23 protein-coding genes are annotated in these 19,490 nt (G+C 67.4%); 17 read left to right on the forward strand and 6 right to left on the reverse strand.

The annotated features are described in order from the left end of the window. Positions 1-159 precede the first annotated feature (159 nt). The 4 genes from DAT37_RS09415 (at position 160) to DAT37_RS09430 (ending at position 3,051) form a co-directional block, all read left to right on the forward strand. Positions 160-549, forward strand: coding sequence for a PaaI family thioesterase (locus tag DAT37_RS09415; RefSeq protein ID WP_232839646.1), 390 nt, complete (start codon positions 160-162; stop codon positions 547-549). A 77-nt stretch (positions 550-626) separates the two neighbouring features. Then, the gene (locus tag DAT37_RS09420) at positions 627-929 is read left to right on the forward strand and encodes an urease subunit gamma (protein WP_109524305.1); all 303 of its coding nucleotides are present in this window, start codon (positions 627-629) and stop codon (positions 927-929) included. An 8-nt stretch (positions 930-937) separates the two neighbouring features. Further along, a complete protein-coding gene (locus DAT37_RS09425; RefSeq protein WP_109524306.1) occupies positions 938-1,249 on the forward strand; it encodes an urease subunit beta in 312 nt (103 codons plus the stop codon). An 80-nt stretch (positions 1,250-1,329) separates the two neighbouring features. Then, positions 1,330-3,051, forward strand: coding sequence for an urease subunit alpha (locus DAT37_RS09430; protein WP_109524514.1), 1,722 nt, complete (start codon positions 1,330-1,332; stop codon positions 3,049-3,051). A 43-nt stretch (positions 3,052-3,094) separates the two neighbouring features. Here the strand turns inward: DAT37_RS09430 and DAT37_RS09435 are convergent, their stop codons facing one another. Beyond that, positions 3,095-4,237: a N(5)-(carboxyethyl)ornithine synthase gene (locus DAT37_RS09435; protein ID WP_109524307.1), complete on the reverse strand. Its 1,143-nt coding sequence runs from the start codon at positions 4,235-4,237 to the stop codon at positions 3,095-3,097. A gap of 157 nt (positions 4,238-4,394) precedes the next feature. Between DAT37_RS09435 and DAT37_RS09440 the strand changes: the two genes are divergently transcribed. Genes DAT37_RS09440 through DAT37_RS09455 form a run of 4 tightly spaced genes read left to right on the forward strand, consistent with a single transcriptional unit; the run spans position 4,395 to position 7,359 of the window. Beyond that, positions 4,395-4,910 carry a DUF3558 domain-containing protein gene (locus tag DAT37_RS09440; protein ID WP_109524308.1) on the forward strand — a complete coding sequence of 172 codons (516 nt, stop codon included), beginning with the start codon at positions 4,395-4,397 and terminating at the stop codon, positions 4,908-4,910. Between the two features lie 16 nt (positions 4,911-4,926). After that, positions 4,927-5,295, forward strand: coding sequence for a hypothetical protein (locus tag DAT37_RS09445; protein WP_109524309.1), 369 nt, complete (start codon positions 4,927-4,929; stop codon positions 5,293-5,295). 13 nt (positions 5,296-5,308) lie between these two features. Beyond that, entirely contained in the window at positions 5,309-6,592 is a 1,284-nt protein-coding gene (locus tag DAT37_RS09450; RefSeq protein ID WP_109524310.1) for a hypothetical protein, read from the forward strand. Beyond that, on the forward strand, positions 6,589-7,359 hold the full coding sequence (locus DAT37_RS09455) for an ESX secretion-associated protein EspG (RefSeq protein ID WP_109524311.1): 771 nt from the start codon (positions 6,589-6,591) through the stop codon (positions 7,357-7,359). Before DAT37_RS09450 ends, DAT37_RS09455 begins: the two co-directional genes overlap by 4 nt. Positions 7,360-7,361: 2 nt before the next feature. Here the strand turns inward: DAT37_RS09455 and DAT37_RS09460 are convergent, their stop codons facing one another. Together DAT37_RS09460 and DAT37_RS09465 are read right to left on the reverse strand one after the other, a co-directional pair. Further along, a complete protein-coding gene (locus DAT37_RS09460; protein WP_109524312.1) occupies positions 7,362-8,198 on the reverse strand; it encodes an SGNH/GDSL hydrolase family protein in 837 nt (278 codons plus the stop codon). A 170-nt stretch (positions 8,199-8,368) separates the two neighbouring features. Further along, the gene (locus tag DAT37_RS09465) at positions 8,369-8,752 is read right to left on the reverse strand and encodes a DoxX family protein (RefSeq protein ID WP_109524313.1); all 384 of its coding nucleotides are present in this window, start codon (positions 8,750-8,752) and stop codon (positions 8,369-8,371) included. A gap of 411 nt (positions 8,753-9,163) precedes the next feature. Here DAT37_RS09465 and DAT37_RS09470 point away from each other — a divergent pair, with 411 nt between their 5' ends. After that, positions 9,164-9,832 carry an O-methyltransferase gene (locus DAT37_RS09470; protein WP_109524314.1) on the forward strand — a complete coding sequence of 223 codons (669 nt, stop codon included), beginning with the start codon at positions 9,164-9,166 and terminating at the stop codon, positions 9,830-9,832. Positions 9,833-9,952: 120 nt separating this feature from the next. On the opposite strand, the gene DAT37_RS09475 is transcribed toward DAT37_RS09470, so the two are convergent. Both DAT37_RS09475 and DAT37_RS09480 read right to left on the reverse strand, forming a co-directional pair. After that, the gene (locus DAT37_RS09475; protein WP_109524315.1) at positions 9,953-10,939 is read right to left on the reverse strand and encodes a zinc-binding dehydrogenase; all 987 of its coding nucleotides are present in this window, start codon (positions 10,937-10,939) and stop codon (positions 9,953-9,955) included. A 34-nt stretch (positions 10,940-10,973) separates the two neighbouring features. Next, positions 10,974-11,672: a TetR/AcrR family transcriptional regulator gene (locus tag DAT37_RS09480; protein ID WP_109524316.1), complete on the reverse strand. Its 699-nt coding sequence runs from the start codon at positions 11,670-11,672 to the stop codon at positions 10,974-10,976. A 90-nt stretch (positions 11,673-11,762) separates the two neighbouring features. Between DAT37_RS09480 and DAT37_RS09485 the strand changes: the two genes are divergently transcribed. Beyond that, positions 11,763-13,259 carry an MFS transporter gene (locus DAT37_RS09485; protein WP_109524515.1) on the forward strand — a complete coding sequence of 499 codons (1,497 nt, stop codon included), beginning with the start codon at positions 11,763-11,765 and terminating at the stop codon, positions 13,257-13,259. A gap of 23 nt (positions 13,260-13,282) precedes the next feature. Here the strand turns inward: DAT37_RS09485 and DAT37_RS09490 are convergent, their stop codons facing one another. Then, entirely contained in the window at positions 13,283-14,020 is a 738-nt protein-coding gene (locus tag DAT37_RS09490) for a hypothetical protein (protein WP_109524317.1), read from the reverse strand. Between the two features lie 202 nt (positions 14,021-14,222). Here DAT37_RS09490 and DAT37_RS09495 point away from each other — a divergent pair, with 202 nt between their 5' ends. From DAT37_RS09495 to DAT37_RS09525, 7 genes are all read left to right on the forward strand, one after another. Then, positions 14,223-14,843, forward strand: a complete 621-nt coding sequence (locus DAT37_RS09495; protein ID WP_109524318.1) for an urease accessory protein UreF — start codon at positions 14,223-14,225, stop codon at positions 14,841-14,843. Positions 14,844-14,868: 25 nt separating this feature from the next. Further along, positions 14,869-15,573: an urease accessory protein UreG gene (gene ureG, locus DAT37_RS09500; protein ID WP_109524319.1), complete on the forward strand. Its 705-nt coding sequence runs from the start codon at positions 14,869-14,871 to the stop codon at positions 15,571-15,573. Then, positions 15,563-16,279, forward strand: a complete 717-nt coding sequence (locus tag DAT37_RS09505; RefSeq protein ID WP_109524320.1) for an urease accessory protein UreD — start codon at positions 15,563-15,565, stop codon at positions 16,277-16,279. Before ureG ends, DAT37_RS09505 begins: the two co-directional genes overlap by 11 nt. A 947-nt stretch (positions 16,280-17,226) precedes the next feature. Next, positions 17,227-17,619, forward strand: coding sequence for a hypothetical protein (locus DAT37_RS09510; RefSeq protein WP_109524321.1), 393 nt, complete (start codon positions 17,227-17,229; stop codon positions 17,617-17,619). Then, positions 17,609-18,502 (forward strand): hypothetical protein, encoded by an 894-nt coding sequence (locus tag DAT37_RS09515; RefSeq protein WP_198654159.1) that lies wholly within the window; start codon positions 17,609-17,611, stop codon positions 18,500-18,502. The genes DAT37_RS09510 and DAT37_RS09515 overlap by 11 nt, the downstream gene beginning before the upstream one ends. Further along, positions 18,499-18,978 carry a roadblock/LC7 domain-containing protein gene (locus DAT37_RS09520; RefSeq protein ID WP_232839609.1) on the forward strand — a complete coding sequence of 160 codons (480 nt, stop codon included), beginning with the start codon at positions 18,499-18,501 and terminating at the stop codon, positions 18,976-18,978. The genes DAT37_RS09515 and DAT37_RS09520 overlap by 4 nt, the downstream gene beginning before the upstream one ends. 13 nt (positions 18,979-18,991) lie before the next feature. Continuing rightward, positions 18,992-19,363 (forward strand): hypothetical protein, encoded by a 372-nt coding sequence (locus tag DAT37_RS09525; RefSeq protein ID WP_109524517.1) that lies wholly within the window; start codon positions 18,992-18,994, stop codon positions 19,361-19,363. Positions 19,364-19,490: the final 127 nt, after the last annotated feature.

The raw sequence follows: 19,490 nt of genomic DNA on the forward strand, positions 1-19,490 counted from the left end.
GGGCCTCCACTCCGGTGGAGGCCCGCCGCTCTGTTCCCCGAGGTCCGATCGCGGACGAGCCCGGTGTGCGGGCGGTTCGCGGGAGGATGCCAAGGTGGATATATGACGCAACAGGAGTACCAGGGCATCAGCTCCCTCGCGGATGTCACGCCCGAGTTCATGACCAAGGCCAGCGAAGGCAGTTTCGCCGACGTGGTCGGACTCCGCTACACCGAGATCGGCCCCGACAAGGTGCGCGGCGAGTGGATCGTGAAACCGCATCTGCACCAACCGGCGGGGATCGTGAACGGCGGCGTGTACTGCACCGTCATCGAGACCCTGGCCAGCATCGCGGGCGGGGTGTGGTTCGGCGAGCGCGGCACCGTGGTCGGGGTGAACAACAACACCGACTTCCTGCGCGCGGTCCGCGAGGGCACGCTCTACGGCGAGGCCACCCCCGTGCACCGCGGACGCACCCAGCAGCTCTGGCAGGTCGTCATCACCGATGAACAGTCGCGCGTGGTCGCACGCGGCCAGGTGCGACTGCAGAACCTGGCGAAGACGGACTGACGCTCGGTACGCATCCTGGGAACGGGCGTGCCAAAATGACCGTCCACCCCTTTCGTCCGAACCGGTGAGGAGCCCGGATGCGACTGTCGCCGCACGAGCAGGAACGGCTGCTGTTGAGCTACGCGGCCGAGCTGGCACGGCGCAGGCAGGCGCGCGGGCTCAAACTGAACCATCCCGAGGCGATCGCGTTGATCACCGATCATGTGCTCGAGGGCGCGCGCGACGGGCGTTCTGTCGCGGAACTGATGTCGTCGGGCCGCGCGGTGCTCGCCCGCGCGGACGTCATGGAAGGCGTCCCCGAGATGATCCACGACGTACAGGTCGAGGCGACCTTCCCCGACGGCACCAAACTCGTCACCGTGCACCATCCGATCGGCTAGGGGCGAGCATGATTCCGGGCGAATACCTCTGCGCCGAGGGCAGTATCGAGCTGAACGCGGGCGCGCCTCGCGTGGAACTCGATGTCGTCAACACCGGTGACCGGCCGGTGCAGGTCGGCAGCCACGTGCATTTCCCGCAGGCCAACGCCGCGCTGGCCTTCGATCGTGTCGCCGCGCACGGCCTTCGCCTGGATATCCCGGCGGGCACCGCCGTGCGATTCGAACCCGGCTTGGCGCAGCGGATCCGCCTGGTACCCCTGGGCGGCCTGCGCGAGGTCCACGGCATCGGTCCTACGCCGCCCGGTCGCCTCGATGCCTAGCGCGCGTACCCGCCACGGCGGTGGCCGCCACGGAACTACTCGGTCGTCTCTGTGCGGCACGGCATCTCGGAAGGCAGGGCATGAGTGAGCTGAGTCGGGCTCGGTACGCCGAGCTGTTCGGGCCGACCACCGGGGACCGGATCCGGCTGGCGGATACCGATCTGTTGATCGAGATCACCGAAGATCGCAGCGGCGGACCGGGACTCGCCGGTGACGAAGCCGTCTTCGGCGGCGGCAAGGTACTGCGCGAATCCATGGGCCAGTCCCGCGCGACCCGCGCCGACGGCGCGGCGGACACGGTCATCACCGGTGTCGTGATCCTCGATCACTGGGGAATCATCAAGGCAGACCTCGGAATTCGCGACGGGCGCATCTGCGGCATCGGCAAGGCCGGTAACCCCGACACCATGTCGGGTGTGCATCCGGATCTGGTTGTCGGACCCTCCACCGAGATCATCGCGGGCAACGGTCGCATCGTCACCGCGGGCGCGATCGACTGCCACGTCCACTTCATCTGCCCGCAGCTCATGGACGAGGCGCTCGGCGGCGGCATCACCACCCTCATCGGTGGCGGCACCGGCCCGGCCGAGGGTTCCAAGGCGACCACGGTGACCCCGGGCGCCTGGCATCTGGCCCGCATGCTGGAGGCCACCGACCACTGGCCGCTGAACATCGTGCTGCTCGGCAAGGGCAACACGGTCAGCGAAGAAGCCATGTGGGAGCAATTGCGCGCCGGCGCATCGGGTTTCAAACTGCACGAGGACTGGGGTTCCACCCCCGCCGCCATCGACGCGTGCCTGCGCGTGGCGGAGGCGTCCGGCGTGCAGGTGGCCCTGCATTCGGACACCCTCAACGAGGCCGGATTCGTCGAGGACACCCTCGCCGCGATCGCCAACCGCGGCATCCACGCCTACCACACCGAGGGCGCGGGCGGCGGCCACGCACCCGACATCATCACTGTCGCCGCGCATCTCAACGTCCTGCCGAGTTCGACCAACCCGACCCGCCCGCACACGGTCAACACCCTCGACGAACACCTGGACATGTTGATGGTGTGCCACCACCTCAGCGCGTCCATCCCGGAGGATCTGGCCTTCGCCGAGAGCCGAATCCGTCCCTCCACCATCGCCGCCGAGGATCTGCTGCACGATCTGGGCGCGATCTCCATGATCGGCAGCGATTCTCAGGCCATGGGCCGGATCGGCGAGGTCGTCATGCGCACCTGGCAGACCGCCCACGTCATGAAACGTCGTCGCGGCGCGCTGCCGGGTGACGGCGCGGCCGACAACGCCCGGGCGCAGCGCTACGTCGCCAAATACACGATCTGCCCGGCCGTCGCGCACGGTCTCGATCACGAGATCGGCTCGGTCGAAGTCGGCAAACTCGCCGATCTGGTGCTGTGGGAACCGGCCTTCTTCGGCGTCCGCCCGCACGCGGTGCTCAAGGGCGGCATGATCGCCTGGGCCGCGATGGGCGACGCCAACGCCTCCATCCCCACCCCCCAACCCGTCCTGCCGCGCCCCATGTTCGGCGCCGCGCCCACCGCCGCCGCCGCGACCTCGCTGCATTTCGTCTCCGAGCAGGCGATCGCCGACGGGCTCGCCGACCGTCTCGACGTGCGCCGGAAACTGGTGCCGGTCAAGAACGTTCGCGCCGTCACCAAAACGGATATGCCGCGCAACGACGCCATGCCCCGCATCGAGGTCGACCCCGACACCTTCACCGTGCGCATCGACGGCGAGGTCTGGACCGAACAGCCCGCCACCGAACTGCCGATGGCACAGCGCTACTTCCTGTTCTGAACGACCGGTTCGGCGGCGTCGGCCCGCGCCGCCGAACCACTTGTCAGACGATCGCGTACGGGTGCGCCGCCGCACGGCCCTGGAAGGACAGAATCCGCAGGTTCTGGACCCGGCCCTCGCGGATCTCGATCGCGCGACGCACGGTTTCGTTGCCGTCCCAGGCGTCGGGGCCCGCCATGACGATCGGCAGGAATTCCAGCAGCGCCTCGGAATTCTCCCAGGTGGCGGAATTCCACAGGTACGAGGGACTGTGATCGACGCCGTAATAGTGCAGGCCCTCGCCCACGTCGAACATCGGTTCCGCGAACGAGGTCGGTCGCGCCCATTCGAAGCCCATGCCGCTGTCGCAGGAGACATCGATGAACAATGTCCCGCGCGGAAACAGGTGCAGATCCTCGTTCATCACGAACATCAACGGCTCATCGGTGTCCTGGAGGATGCAGTTCACGACGACGTCGTAATTCGCGAGCATCTCCGCCAGCGGCCCCGGTTCCGGTTCCTTCAACGCCAGAATCCGAGTCGGATTGGCCGGGTCGCGCACGAAATGCTGCATCCGCACCGACGCGAACGGTGAGGCCACCGCCGAGACACTGCGTTGCGTCAGAACCGTCACGTCACTGATGCCGAGCGCCGACAGCGCGCGCACCGCGCCGCGCGCGGTGGCGCCGAAACTGATGACCGCCGCGCGCATCCGCCGCCCGTAGTCTCCGCTGGACCCCCGCAGCTGGAGCGCGTGCAGAACCGAGCAGTAGCCGGCGAGTTCGTTGTTCTTGTGGAAGACGTGGACGCTGAAATTACCTTCCTTCGTCCAATGATTCATCGCCTCCCAGGCGATCAGGGTCAGCCCGCGGTCGACGGCCAGTTGCGTCATCCGCTCGTCCTGCACGCAATGCGGCCACCCCCAGACGACCTGCCCCGGGCGGAGGTTCTCCAGATCCTCGGCCAGCGGCTTGGGCAACAGCACGATGTCGCATTCGGCGAACAGCTGTTCGCGGGTGCGATGGCCCGCGACCAGCGGCGCGAGACGTTCGTCGGAATAACCGAACCGATCGCCGTACCCGTGCTCGAGGTAGATGCGCTCGCGAAGCCCCGGGTCGATCCGGTCCAGATGCGCCGGGTGGATCGCCAGCCGGTGCTCGTCGTCCTTGCGGGATGTTGCTACGACACCGACGGATAGTTGCTTCACCTAACGAGCCTACGCGCACCGTTTCGCCCCCCGAGCAGCAGTGCGGCCGATCGTCACCTGGCCGAGGGAACCGGTCGGCCCCGACGCGCGTCCTACACTGTGGGCAATTGTTGGGCCCGGACGGGAGGCATCGGTGGGACGACGGACGACGGCAGCGATGGCGGTGCTGGGCGCGATGTCACTGGTCGCCGGGTGCGGGACGGACAGTGCGGGAAAGGCGACGCCGAGCACATCGACCGATACGTCGACCGCCACTGCCGCACTGTGGGATCCGTGCACCGCGATCCCGGACGCGGTGTTGCTGAAGGTCGGTGTGGATCCGGCTACCGAGAAATCGGGAGTAGGGGGGATCGAGGAGCCGGGCTTCAAGATCTGTACGTGGAACAACGACGATTTCTCGATAGGAATCTTCTCGACGAACCACAGCGTCGACGAGTTCGAGAACAAGCCGGATAACACGCAGCTCCGGAACGTTTCGGTCGCAGGGCGATCGGCAGTCGAACACCGACTGGCCTCCGACAGGTTCGATGAGGTGTGCGGTCTGATCGTGCCCGCGGATCAGGGGGCGGTGCAGATCCTGTTGCGAAACAGAAGTTCGTCGAAGAACGTCGTGGCGCCTTGTGATCGAGTCGCGACGGTCGGATCGCAAGTAGTGCCGACGTTTCCGGAATAGGGGGTTGCTCGTGGCAATGGGTGACGACAAGAGCAGATGGCAGTACTTGGCGGAAGAGGCCAAGGCGGGACGGCTGTACCTGGATCAAGCGGTGGCGCGAGAATGTCGTGACGCGTGCGACCGGCAGATCCGCCTTTACGAGGAATTACGGGACACCCTCACCTATATGACGAATCTCGGTGGGTTCGGCAGGTTCGATTGCGCGGATGAACTGGCAAAGATGTTGGGCGCGAAAGCCATAGGCGGCGAGGGGGACGTCGACGGTGCTCTGCGCGAGCATATCGAGGTCGTGGCATTGATACGGGATACGATCCAGATCTCGGTGGATCGTATCGATGCCCAGGACCAGGCGAACGCTGACGCCCAGACGAACCAGTCGAGCTGAACGGGGAAGAGTCATGGGTTTGCCTTTCATGGTGGCCATCGCGGCGGTCCTGATGGAGCAGGGCAAGAACGGCCCTCCCGATCGATCGCAGGACGAGAGTCCCGAAGCGCAGATCGCGCGTAATCGCATCCAGGACATCGCGAATGGCATCGATGTGCAGTACCAGGGCTCGAAAGTGCCTGCCGCCGCGTTCGAAGACCCCGACAGAATGAACGATCTATACCAGCGGGTGCAGGCCATGGACGTGGAATCCGTCGTGAACCTGCACAGTCGATGGGAATCGATACGGAACAGGCTCGACGACGGCATGAAAGGTTTCGCCCCGGCGATCTTGAAGGCCAGCGACGGCAAATGGGAGGGTGCCGCGTGCGCGGCGGCGGTGCGGGGTGTCGAGGACTATGTGGACAAGTCCAATGGACTGCTGGGGTCGATTCAATTGATGGCCGAGAAAGTCAAGATCCTCCGGTCGGGTATGGAGATCACCAAGCCCAATGTGCAGGAGGCTCCGGAGCACACGTGGTCCAGCGATATCGCCGGTTGGGTGCCGGGATCGACGTGGAAGTCGAATCAGCACCGAGACGACGGGTATCACGAGGCGGCTGTGAACGTCGTACGGAACGTTTTCTATCCCGCCGTCCGCGAGGCCGACACCCAGGTCCCCCTGGTTCCCGCCCCGTACAACCCGATCCACGATTCAACCGACCAGCCGACCTCGACGCGCCCGACGAGCGAGCAGCCGTCCCCGGGTACCGGAGGACGTGCGGCCGAGGACACTCCGGCCGATGGCGCGAAGGCGGGGGAGGGCACGCCGAATTCCTCCACGCCCTCGAACGGCGAGCAGCAGTCCGCCGGGGACCGGATGGCGACGGATCCGTCCGGGACCACCCCCGCGTCCACGAATCCGGCATCGGCCGCGTCCACGTCGTCCACGGATCAGAATCCGATGCGAACGGGGGACGGTGCACGCGGGAATTCGGCGTCGCCGGGTCCGGGAATCCCGGGGACACCGGCCGGGTCGGGTTCACCGAATACCGCCGGGCCGGGACGCGGTGTTTCCGGCACTCCGGGGGTAGCGGGGACGGCGTCTTCGGCCAACAATGGTGGGCGCTCCGGCGCCGGTCGTTCGGGAACGGCGGGCACACCGGGGATGGGCGGTATGTCGCCGCGCGGTACGGGCGAGGATGACAAAGAACGTCGGACGAAGGATTATTTGGTCAATCAGCAGCACGGTGAGGAACTGACGGGATTGGATGAGGCGAGCCGCGCGAGAACGGTGCCGCCGGTGATCGGCGAATGAGACCACGGGAATGGGTCTTCTCCCCGTTGGCCTTCAAAGTGTTGTGGCGTGCCGCGGACAGGGACGTTCTGCCCTATCCGTTGCAATATCGCTCGACTTTCGAGACGGTCGCGGAGCACGACGAGGCCTGGAAATCGGAAGCCAGAGGTCTGCATCGAATTCTCGACGAGGAACTGTACGGAGCACTGCGGGTGCTGGCCGAGCCGGAGGCCAGGGTCGAGGTCGCGGGTGCGGTGAACGGCGACCGGCTGCGGGTGCACGCGGCGCTGCACTACCAGCACGCGGTACTGCTGGAGCAGGAACCGACCGGGTCGCCGTATCGGGGCGGCACCGTGCGGATGACGATGTTCGATGCCCACCGACTGTCGCATCGCATCGTGACGTTGTTGCCGAACGCGCCGCGCGGGCGCGGTCCCGGACTGGAGATCTCCCGCTTCGATCTGGAGGCCGAGGACGGCGGCGTGTACCGGCTCGACCACGACGGCGCCGCGCGATCGTCGCTGGTGCGCGCGAAACGATTCTTCGAACGCCCCCGTGACCTGGTCGTCCATGTCGCGGCCTACGCGGGGCCGGCGTGGGACAACCGGCCCGCGCCGTCACGCGGATTCCACGTCATGGACTATCCGGACGGCCGTTATCTGGTCCGCAACGGCACCACCCTGCAGGCGGTCCCGGTCGACCGGATGGGATTGCAGATCGATCTGGAGCGTGTCGTCCGCTTCACGGTGACGAGTCACCGCGAAGAGCACGACCCCAGCTATCGCTGACGCTAGGACGCCGCGCGGATGGCGGCGGTGACGACGTCCGCGACTCCGCGCATACCCTGCACCGTCGGGTGATAGGGCGTCAGCGTCTCGCTGGCGACGACCGGGTCGAACCATCGCACGCCCACCGGGGCGCACATATCGTGCCCGAGCGAGGCGGGCTTGGTATCGATGTAGGTCGCGCCCTGTTCGGCGGCGGCGCGGGCCACGACGGTGTTCAATCGATCGAACGCGCGCTGGATGGTCGAGGCGTCCGAGGGACGCAGGCCGACCAGTTCCTGGCATCCACCGTCGCGGACATACAGCGGCCAGCCGTCGACGAAGATCCTCGCGTTCGGGGCGAGTTCGGTAATGCGTCGCAGGGCGGCGGAGTACGCGGGCGCGATGGCGTCGATGGACGGATCCCACGACGGGTCGGCGCAGTTGCCTCCGCGTATGCCCGCGAGGTGGCAGCCGAGCACATACCTGGTCATCTCGGTGTCGTTGGCGCCGATATGGACGGTCACCAGGCGGGTCGCGGGGCCGAGCGCGTCGAATTGCGGTGCGATGCCCGCCGCTTGGGAACCGGTGAGGTCCTTGATCTTGGCGGAACTGCAGCTGCGGTCGTCGACGCGGAGTCCGAGGTCCGCGGCCACCAGTTTCGGTGTGTTCACCGTGGACTGCGCGCATTGCAGGGGTGCGCCGGTATCGAAATGCTGCACGCCGGTGGTCGCCGCGCCGGAGTCGCCGAGCGCGACGTATTCGGCGCCGCCGTTGTCGGCGGAGGCGGGTGTCGCGAACGCGGCGACCAGAATGAGCAAGCCTGCCGAAAGTGTGCCGATGCGCCTGCGGTTCGTCTTCATGGGTCGTGCTCCGGGAGTCGTCGTTGAAAGTGAAACCAAATAGTTCCTGTTATCCGTACGCTACCGCCGCACGGCGCTCGGGGGAGGGGGTTCGGTGGACTCGCTCGGCCGGATCAGGGGTTCGGTCCTTTCGTGGGCCGAGCGCGCGGGTCGGATTCGGGGCGTGATCCTCAGCCGCCGAAGGGCTCGGCGACCGTTCGGCCCCACAGCACGAAAACCGCCAGTGCGAGGTAGATCAGATTGAGCACGATCACCGCGTGTTCGCCGTGACGGAGATGAGTGATGATCGCGCCGATCATCAACGCCGTCCAGCACGCGGCCGTCACCGGCACCAGCGCCGGCGCGATGTCGAGCACGGCGGGCAGGATCAACCCCGCCGCGGCGAGGATTTCGAGGATTCCCAGCGTTTTGACGAATTCGGCGGTGGCCTCGCCGGTCCAGGCTCCGTTCGGCATCGCGGCCAACTTCTCCTTCGGCACGAGGGTTTTGGTGATGCCGCCGACCAGCGCGACCGCGGCGAGTAGTCCGGTGCAAATCCACAGGGCGATGTTCATTGTGCTTCTCCTGACGAAGTGGTTCGAGCACAAGACACCGGTGACGTGAGTTCTGTGACGCCCCGGATGGGGGAGGGTCGTCTCACGCTCACGCTCACGCTCACGCTCGGCGTGCGCGAACGCGAACGCGAACTCCTGTCGGACGGGGCGGAGGAATCGGGACATGAACATCGTCCTACGTAGATATGCGCATCAAAACATGTGTGCCCGAATAGGGTCAAACTCCGATCCAGGACGTCACGTATGAAAAACCGGCAGAGGACCTCACCCCGAGCCGTGTGGGCTCCTCGACACCGGCGAATCGCGCCTTCCGGGTAGCGACCCGGATGGGACACGCGACAGTCCACCATGGTTGCGCGCCCACTGATTCTGTCTCACCGCGCACGCCCGCCGCGGTGGCAGACTGCGAATATGACAACACCTGACTGGGCGGACGTGGACGGCTACATCGTGGACAGCGTGGTGCGGGATCCGGACACCGAGGCGGTCCTGGTGGCGAATGCCGAAGCCGGACTGCCCGCGATCGATGTCTCGGCGGCGCAGGGCAAGTTCCTGCATCTGCTCGCGCGGTCGACGGGAGCGCGACGGGTACTCGAGATCGGCACACTCGGCGGATTCAGCACCATCTGGCTGGCCAGGGCGGTGGGGGAGTCGGGCCGGGTGGTCACCTTCGAGTACGAATCGCTGCACGCGAAGGTCGCACGGGAGAATTTGGAGAAGGCGGGCGTCGGCGATCGGGTCGACATCCGGGTCGGCGCGGCGCTGGACAACCTCCCCGTTCTGGCGGAGGAGAAGCCGGAACCGTTCGATCTGGTCTTCATCGACGCGGACAAGGTGAACAACGCGAACTACGTGCGCTGGGCGCTGCGGCTGACGCGCCCGGGTTCGGTGATCATCGTCGACAACGTGGTGCGCGGCGGCAAGCTGGCGGAGGCCGAGTCGACCGATCCGGCTGTGCGCGCGAGCCGCGAACTGGTCGAATACCTCGCGGCGGAACCGCGATTGGACGCGACGGTCGTGCAGACGGTGGGGTCGAAGGGATGGGACGGCTTCGCCTACGCCGTGGTCGGCGACGAGTAGCGATCCACAAGGCCTCGCGCCGACGCGACCGTGTCGGCGCGAGGCCTTCGGTGACAAGTCGACCAGCGCGCCGACCGATCCGGCAGGCCGTTCGCCGAATCACGCACCCCGCGAACGTGTTCAGGGAACGAGCACGACTTTCCCCATCGTGGCGCGGGTTTCGAGCGCCCGGTGCGCGCCCGCCGCGTCGGAGAGCGGGAACCGCTGCACGGCCGGACGCAGCCGTCCCGCCGCGGCCTGCGCGAGTGCTCGTTCCTCGAGCACGCGGATATCGCCGCCGACGCGCTGCAACATGGGCGGCCCGAGCACCGTCTGCGAGGTGATCCCCCGTTCGGCGAGTTCGTCCTCGGTGAAGACGATGTCGTTGGGCCCCTCTCCGGCGTATCCGTAGATCAGATGGAGACCGCCCTTGTCGAGCAGGTCGATGGCCGCCCGTGCGGTCGGGCCGCCGACGGCGTCGAAGACTTCGGTAAGTCCGCGACCGTCCAATCGGGCCCGGACCCGCTCCGGCCAGTCCGGCAGCAGATAGTCGACGGCCACATCCGCGCCGTTGGCGGCCACGCGCTCGACCTTGTCCGGTCCGCCCGCGAGTCCGACGACGGTCGCACCGGCATTCTTCGCGTACTGCACCAGCAGCGTCCCGATTCCGCCGGCCGCGGCGGTCACCGCCACCACGCTGCGGGGGCCGAGGTCGGCGAATTGCAGTATCCCCACGGTGGTTCGGCCGGTGCCGATCATCGCGACGGCCTCGGCGGCGTCGAGGCCGTCCGGAATATCGTGCAGCCGTGCGACATCGGCGACCGCCAGCGCGGCATAGCCGCCCGGTGCGCCACCGAGATGGGTCACGACCGATCGGCCGAGCAGGGCCGCGTCGACGTCCGCGCCCACGCGATCGACGGTCCCGGCCACTTCGCGTCCGGGAATCGTGGGCAGTTCCGGTACCGGAAACGGTCCGGGCCGACCCCGGCGCAGAGCGGTATCGACAACGTGGACTCCGGCCGCCGCCACCGAGATTCGCACCTGGCCGGGGCCCGGCGTGGGATCGGGGACGGTCTCGTAGCGGAGGTTGTCGGCGGGCCCGAAGGCGTGGAGTCTTATCGCGTACATGAACCCCACTGTGCAACCTGAACCGAGGTTGGGGTCAAGCCGGGGTGTCCGGGGTGAACAGGGGCGCTCGTGCCCGCACGCGAGCCTCGAAACCGTCACAGAGAGTGGTCAATCCGGCATAGAGCAGTTCTTCGGAGGTGAGCTCGCTGACCCCGGCGCCCTCCAGATCGGCGAGTGCGGGTGGCGGCGTCCACATCGGACTGCCGTCGAGCAGTGCGCGTAGACCGTTGTTGGTGTCGGGCTCGATGCCCTTGCGGGTCATCAGCGCCTGGCTGATCTGGGGGAGGGTCGCGCCGGAGATGTAGTTCCAGACCGAGAACGACATCTGCATCGCCTCGCGCGGGGTGACGTCGAGTTCCCTGAATCCCTCGACCAGCCAGGCCAGGCAGGCGAGTCCGGCGGGTCCGAAGCTGTAGCGGGGCGTCGCGAAAGCGAGGATCACCCACGGGTGGTGCTGGTACAGCGCCCAGTCGATCTCCGCGGCGATACGCACCCGATCGCGCCATGTCCAGTCCCGGCCGGTGGGATCGGGGTAGGGGTTGAGCCGCGACACCTCGTCGGTCATGGCGGCGAGGAGTTCGTCCTTGTTCGCGACATGCCGGTACAGCGACATCGCGCCGACACCCAGGCGGTCGGCGATGCGACGCATGGACAGCGCGTCGATCCCCTCGGTGTCGGCGAGCGCGATGGCGGTGTCGACGATCGCGTCTCGGGTGAGCTTGTGCTCGGTCATCCCATGACTCGCTTTCGCTTCTCGGTCCGCATGCGTACACTGTACTCGTCGGATGCGTACGCCGTACGCGACATGGGAGAGGATGACGCGATGACACAGGTGGAGGCAGTGCGGCCGAAGGAGCCCACGGGTTCCGGAACCCGTCACGCCCGGCTCGGTCTCGCGGTGCTGTTGCTGCCGGTGCTGCTGGTGTCGATGGATATCTCGGTCCTCTTCCTCGCCATGCCGACCTTGACCCTGGATCTCGACCCGTCCGCGGCGCAGCAGCTCTGGATCCTCGACATCTACGGCTTCCTGATCGCGGGCCTGCTCATCACCATGGGCAATCTCGGTGACCGGGTCGGGCGGCGCAATATCCTGCTGGCGGGGGCGACGGTATTCGGTATCGCCTCGGTCCTCGCGGCGTTCGCGCCGAGCGCCGGGGTACTGATCGTGGCCCGCGCGCTCATGGGCGTCGGCGGCGCGACCCTGCTGCCCTCGAGTCTGTCGCTCATCTCCGGTCTGTTCCCCGACGCGCGCGAACGTGCCGCGGCCATCGGCGTGTGGACGGCCTTCTTCGCGGGCGGTTCGGCGGTCGGGCCCATCATCGGCGGGTTGCTGCTGCACCATTTCTGGTGGGGCGCGGTCTTCCTCATCAACATCCCGGTGCTGCTGATCCTGCTGGCCTTCGGCCCGTTTCTGCTGCCCGAGCAACGGCAGGGCGCGCTCGGTCCGCTCGATCTGCCGAGCGTCGCGTTGTCGATCGGCGGCATCCTGCCGCTGGTCTACGCGATCAAGCACGCGGCGGCCGAGGGCGTCGATGTCGAGGGCGCGGTCATCCTGGTGATCGGCGTCGTCCTGCTCACGTTGTTCGTGCGGCGGCAGCGCCACCTCGCCGAACCGCTGCTGGATCTGCGACTGTTCCGGCGCGCGCAGTTCTCGGTCGCGATCGGTTCCAGCCTGGTCGGCATGATGTCGCTGGCGGCGCTGAGCTACCTCACCAGCGTCTATCTGCAATCGGTGACCGGGCGCGATCCGTTGCAGGCCGCGCTGCTCGGCATTCCGATGGCGGCGGCGGTCTTCGTCTTCTCGATGAGCGGTGCGCGCGTCGCGCATCGCGTCGGGACTCGCGCGACCTTCGCGGCGGCGCTACTGGCGAGCGCGCTCGGCAATCTGATGCTGCTCGGTGTCGGCGTCGACGGTGGCATCGCCTGGTATCTCGTCGGCTCGACCATCGCGGGTGTCGGATACGGTCTGGCGTTCACCCTGGTCTCGGATGTGGCGGTGTCGTCGGTCCCGCCCGAGCGCGCGGGGTCGGCGGTCGGCATCTCGGAGACCAGTTTCGAACTCGGCAATGCCCTCGGCCTCGCGCTGCTGGGCTCCCTCGCCGCGCTGGTGTTCCGTTCGGGTGGTGACTACTCCCCGACACTGGGGGAGACGATCCAGCATTCCGGCGATCCGGCGGTGATCGAGTCGGCGCGCGAATCGTTCGTGAGCGGAATGCATGTCGCGACGACGGTCGGCGCGCTGCTGCTCGTCGCGATGGCGGCCGTCGCGTTGGTGGCGACCGGGAAGCACGACCGCCCGGCGACCGCGTCGGCACACTGACGGCGCGCACCGACCCGGCCCGGTCAGCGCCCGAACACCGTCGAGACGATATCGGCGGCCCACCGGTTCATCGGCGCCACGATCGTGCGGTAGGTCCAGCGGACCGGCCGGGTGACCAGCACGTCCCACACGATGGCCAGCGCACCGAACACCGGACGCAGGATCGTGCGGTAGACGAACGCGCACGGCGCGACCACGAGGACCCCGACCACGATGGTCGCGATCCGCCAGCCGAAGCGCAGGGTCGCGCGCAGTGCGCGCCACAGCGGAAGCAGAACCCAGCGCCACAGCGCGCGCAGCGGGCGGTAGACGAGGTAGTCGAAAACCAGCCAGCAGACTCCGGCGACGAATTTCGCCACCGGGCGCACCACCCGCCGCCACAACCAACTCGCGGCGGGGCGAAGTACCCGTCGCCACAACCATTCCTCGACCGCGCGTCGCAGTGGCCGCAGGACGAAATCGAGAATCAGCGCGATCAGCGGGGTCAGGACGAGCCCCCACAGCACCTGGTGCAGCACCAGATCCCAGAGAATGTTCTTCAGAAAATACCAGGCGGGACGGATCACCCAGTGCCACACGAGCCCGCACAACGGCGCGAGCAGATATTCGAGGAAGAACACGAGCACCGCGACGAGGACGCGGCCGAGCAGTTTCAGGGCCTCCCACACCAGCCGCAGCGGTATGAGGATCACGACCGCGATGGCGCGCGCGATCCACTGACCCGGAGAAGTGGGGTCGGAAGAGCCCCCCTGTGTCGACATCGGACCATCTTCGCGCGGATCGCCGCGTGCCGAAAACCGCCGTACTACTCCGACGCGATGGGTAGAAATACTCGTTCTCCGGCGGCGGGCGAGACCGTCCTGCGCGCTCGCGCGATTCCGCGTCCATCCATCTGGCGCGCCGTGGCGACACGCCGAGGCTTAGGATCGTGCGGTGCGGGAGAGCGAAGTGACGAGTCGGGCGATGCTGTTCGCCCTCGCCGATTCGCGACTGCCGATCGGCGGGCACGTGCATTCCGGTGGGATCGAGGAGGCGGTCTCCAGCGGTGTGGTTCGCGATGTCACCACCGTCGAACTGTATCTGCGACGGCGCGTGCGCACGTCGGGCCTGATCGCGGCCTCGCTCGCCGCGGCGGTGTGTTCGGGCGAACTGTCCGTGCCCGTGGCCGAAGTCGAGGCCGACGCGCGGACGCCGTCACCGGCGGCGCGGGCGGCGTCGAGGGCGCAGGGCAGGGGATTGCTGCGCTTGGCCAAACAGCTGTGGCCGCACGCTGATTGGGCCGCACTCGGTCCACGTCCGCATCTGTCGACGGTTTTCGGTGTGGTGGGTACGGCCTGTGAGGTCACCCCGACGGAGATCGCGGGTGTGGTCGTCTACACCACGTTGACGGGTGCGGCGACCGCCGCGCAGCGGCTGCTCGCCCTGGATCCCGCCGCCATCGCGGCCTGCACGGTGCGTCTGGCGGAGCTGTGTGACCGCACGGCCGCCGAGGCCGTCACCGGACTCGCCGCATTGTCCGACCCGCTGCAAGATGTACTGACCGAGCGGCACACCCACCGCGATATGCCGCTCTTCGCCAGCTGACCTCATCGAGGAAGGGAACCGCCACATGCCTCCGCACCTGATCGACGGTGAACCGCACGATCATTCACACGATCGGCCGAAACGGGAGCGCACTCCCGGCGAGGCGCTGCGCATCGGCATCGGCGGTCCGGTCGGATCGGGAAAGACCGCGTTGGTAGCCGCGCTGTGCAGGCAATTGCGCGAGGAATTGTCGCTGGCGGTGTTGACCAACGACATCTACACCACCGAGGACGCCGATTTCCTGCGCAAGCACGCGGTGCTGCCGGACGAGCGCATCACCGCCGTGCAGACCGGTGGTTGCCCGCACACCGCCATCCGCGACGACATCACGGCCAACCTCGACGCCATCGACGATCTGATCGCCGCGAATCCGCCGCTGGATCTGATCCTGGTCGAATCCGGCGGTGACAACCTCACCGCCACCTTCTCCTCCGGCCTGATCGACGTGCAGATCTTCGTCATCGACGTCGCCGGTGGCGACAAGGTGCCGCGCAAGGGCGGGCCCGGTGTGACCTTCTCGGATCTGCTCGTGGTCAACAAGACCGATCTCGCGCCGTTGGTCGGGGCCGACCTCGGGGTCATGGAACGCGATGCGGCGAAGGTGCGCGACGGCAGGCCGACCGCGCTGATCTCCCTGACGGCCGATCCGGCGGCGACTCCGGTACTCGCCTGGGTCCGCGAGCAGTTGCGTCTGGTGAACGAACAACCCGAATCCGCTGTTGCGCACTGAGTTACGCATCGTCGCCGCCCTCGGCACGCTGCCGGAGATCCATGCCTACGGCGGCCTCGCGGCCCGCAGGACCGGGCGCGACACGGTCCATCTGATCGGCACCGCGGCCACACCGCTCGGTGGCGACGAACTAGACATCACGATCGTGGTCGGTCCGGGAGCGAGTCTCGTGGTGCGCTCGGTGGCGGCGACCATCGCCCTGCCGTCGCCCGCGACGACCTTCTCCCGCTCGCACTGGCGTTACGAGGTCGCCGAGGGCGGCAGCCTCGATATCGATCCCGAGCCGATGATCGTCGCGGGTGGTGCTCGGCACCACGCCCGCACCACGGTGCTGATCGCGCCCGATGCCGGGATCAGGGTGCGCGAGCGCGTCCAGATCGGGCGCTCGGGCGAGGAATCGGGGGCCTGGCGCGGTGATGTGAGCGCCGATGTCGGCGCCGTGCCACTACTGCGTCATCGCCTCGAACTGGGTGCCGACAGCGCCTGCGAGGACGGGATCGCCGCACCGCGCGCGCTCGACAGCGAACTCGTCTACCCTGACGACCGCCCCGCGTTCACCGACGGTCTGGTCACCTCCCGGCTGCCGTTGGCCGCGGGCGGCACGCTGTTCACCAGGGTTGGCCGGGTTCTCACCGAGAGTCGGTCAGGGCGGGGGCCGACCGGTCCTCTCGGCGAACCGCGTCCCGCCGCCGTCGTGCCGCGCTGACGCTCGGTTCGCCCGCGGTTCGCAGTCAACACCGACACGGTCGACGACGAGGTCGGCGCGCGGTGCGCGTGTTCGGAATCGTGCCCGGTCCACGGTCGAAACATGTGGCCGAATATGGTTCGTCACGGGTTTCCGGAATCCGCTCGCGTCGTGCGTTCTATTTGTACAAGTTATTTGCGGAATCTCGACGACGAGAACGGAACAATAGGATTCCCGACTCCGATTCCTATTTCGTTCCGATAAATGGATATTCGGTTCCGAGGATTCGGACCAAGATCGGCGATATGGCCGATACGCGCTGGCCAGCGCGGTGTCGACGCGATTCGGAGTGGGCCTCGGCCTCGGTTGATTCGGTGACGCGGAGTCTGGCGGCCGGTAACTGATGTGCGGTGCCGGGTGATGTGTCGATCGGGCGATCGCAATTATGCGTTCTTTGCCGACGGTGGTCGGCACGGATCGGTCGTGACATGTGAACCACGAGGCCACGACCCCGGATTCGGTCGAGTTCTGTTGCGGGCTATGGGCAGTGTATGCGCGGCCGTAGCCGAAGTCGTTGCGCCCGTTGCCCGTCGCGGGACGGCGGGTCGATGTTTGCCCGGTCGTGCGGATGCGGGCGGAAATCCCGACCGGCGCGTCGGGGCGGAGGATAGCGGAACGGCTGCGGAGGGTCGTCGGCGCCTCCAGGGGTCCCGTCTCCTCGCCCGGAGGCGGTGCCGTCGCATTGTGTCGCGCGAGTCCGAGACCGAAAGGTATTCATACCGCTCGGTATTCGAAATCGCACCGTTCTACAGCGTCGAAAAATGTTGATACCGGAGGGTTTTCTTACGGCGGTTGCTGGGAAAATGCTTTGGGCACCGAGAATTCTTTGCCGATTCCTTTACACGCGTCGCGCGCATTGTGTAGCGTCTCGAACCCTGAAACCCTTTACAGGACAGGGCCGGAGCGCGGTGATCGGAATAGACGGCTGCCTGCAACGCATCATGGAGATCCCGGGGGCGAGCAGCGTGACGCTGGTGGACGGTGCGAGCGGTCTCGCGATCGCGGCGGCGGGTAGACACGAATTGGTTGACCAACACGAGGACGCGGCGGCGACCACGGATGTGATTCGAGCGGTGGTCGGATGTCCGGCGTTGACGACGGCTCGCGAAGGTGACGACATCACCGAACTGATCGTCTGCGGCACGCTCGGCTACCACCTATTGAATCCGGTGCCGGGGGATTTCGACGGGCGGCTGTTCGTCCACGTCGTCTTCGACGGCGATACCGGGAACCTGGCCATGGCGCGTTTCCAACTGCGCGGCATCCTCGCCGATTTCGCCGAGGTCGGTCATGGGCGTTGAACTCGCGGGCGAGTTGCGCCGGTTGGAACGCGAGGAGCGAACCGGAACGTTGCGCGCCGGCGACGGCACGTTCCACCTCGCGGGCGGAGCGATCGCGTTCGTCGATTGCAGGCGCACAACGGGTTTGGATCGCCTGGTCGTCGACTCGGGGGTGGTCTCGGCCGAGGACTGGCAGCGCGCGGGCGCGGGTGACGCGGGCAAACTCGTCGGTCGGCCCCGGCTGGAGGCACTGGCGATGCTGTCGGTGTACGACGCCGCGTACTTCCTGCTCGCCTCGCCCTCGGTGCCCGAATTCCACCCGGCGCCCGCGCACTGGTTGGCTCCGGTCTGCCGGATTCCGCCACGGGAACTCGTCCGCGAATGCGCGCGCCGCGGCGATCAGGAATCCGGGCCGTGGCCCGCGGATCTGGTGGATCGCGCGCCGGTGGTGCCGGTCCGCGCGGGCCGTCGACGTCGCCGCGCCCTCCCGTGCGGCCAGGCCGAGGTACTCGCCGCCGCGGATTCCCGTCGCAGCGTCGCCGGTATCGCCCGCGCGCTCGGCCGTACCACCTACGGATGTCTGGTGGCGGTACGGGATCTGACCGCGGCGGGCCTGATCGAAGCGCCGGTGCCGCAGCGGGCGGTCGAGCCTGCCGGTGACTTACGAGACGGTGACTTACGAGACAGCGACACACAAGACGGCGCGCCGACCGACGAGGCGCGCTGGAACACCGAGCGGGTGATCGCGGGCCAGGTGGCGGTCGCCCCGGGGGGTGTCATGACCACTCCGCTGCCGCGGCGCCGCGTGCGCTCCGCGGTGCCGGAATCCGTTCGCGACCGGTGGGAACCGGTCGACCGCGACGTGCTGACCCGCATTCTCGCGGCGTTGGAGGAGCTTGCGTGACCGCGCGGAGAAAACTGCTCGGCGATCTGATGGGAAGGTTGACCAAGGTGGCGGTGCCCGAACCCGATCCGAATTCGGTGGTGCTGGGAGAACTCAAGGCATTGCGCGAACGGGTACCGCAGCTGACCGGAGCGCTGGTCGCGTCGAGCGACGGTCTGTTGATCGCGCACGACCTGCCCGAGAATATCGAGCCCAACGGGATGGCCGCGCTGTCCGCGTCCCAACTCGCCCTGTCCTACCGGCTGGCGACCACCGCGCACGGCGGTGGATTCCACGAGGTCGTGGTGCGCGGCACCGAAGGCCACGTCGTCGTCTACGCGGCCGGTTGGACCTCATTGACCGTGCTGGCCGGACCGGATGCCAATGTCGGCAGGCTGCACCTCGAATCGCGCCCAGTCGCGCGCACGATCGCGGACCATCTCGCGGCCGCGTCCAACGATTCCCGAAAAGAACAAGTGACGAATACCGATGGATGAGAAAGGAATCGACATGTCCAACCTGGATCTGTCACTGAAGAACATGATGGTGATCGACGGCGCGCTCGGCGCGGCGGTCGTCGACTACAACAGCGGGATGGCGCTGGGCACGCTCGGCAGTTCCAAAGCCCTCGACCTCCAGGTCGCGGCGGCGGGCAATACCGAAGTGGTGCGGTCCAAGATGCGCACCATCGAGCAGCTCGGGCTGAACGAGGATATCGAGGACATGCTGATCACGTTGTCGGCCCAGTACCACATCATCCGCCCGATGACGGGCCGCAAATCCAAAGGCCTGTTCCTCTACTTGGCCCTCGACCGCGGCCGGGCGAATCTCGCGCTGGCGCGCCACCGCCTCAAGAACATCGAGGAGGAGCTGGAAGTGTGATCGGTCGGCTCGTGCAGGCCCACAGCGGGGCCGGGCGGCGGTTCAGCGGACATATCCTCGCGTGGCAGGCGGACACGGGGATACCGGTGGGTTCGTCGCCGAACGGGCACAGGGTGGGAACCGGCAT

Origin of the sequence: Nocardia aurea (assembly GCF_003123685.1) — a bacterium.
In the GTDB taxonomy this organism is placed as follows: domain Bacteria; phylum Actinomycetota; class Actinomycetes; order Mycobacteriales; family Mycobacteriaceae; genus Nocardia; species Nocardia aurea.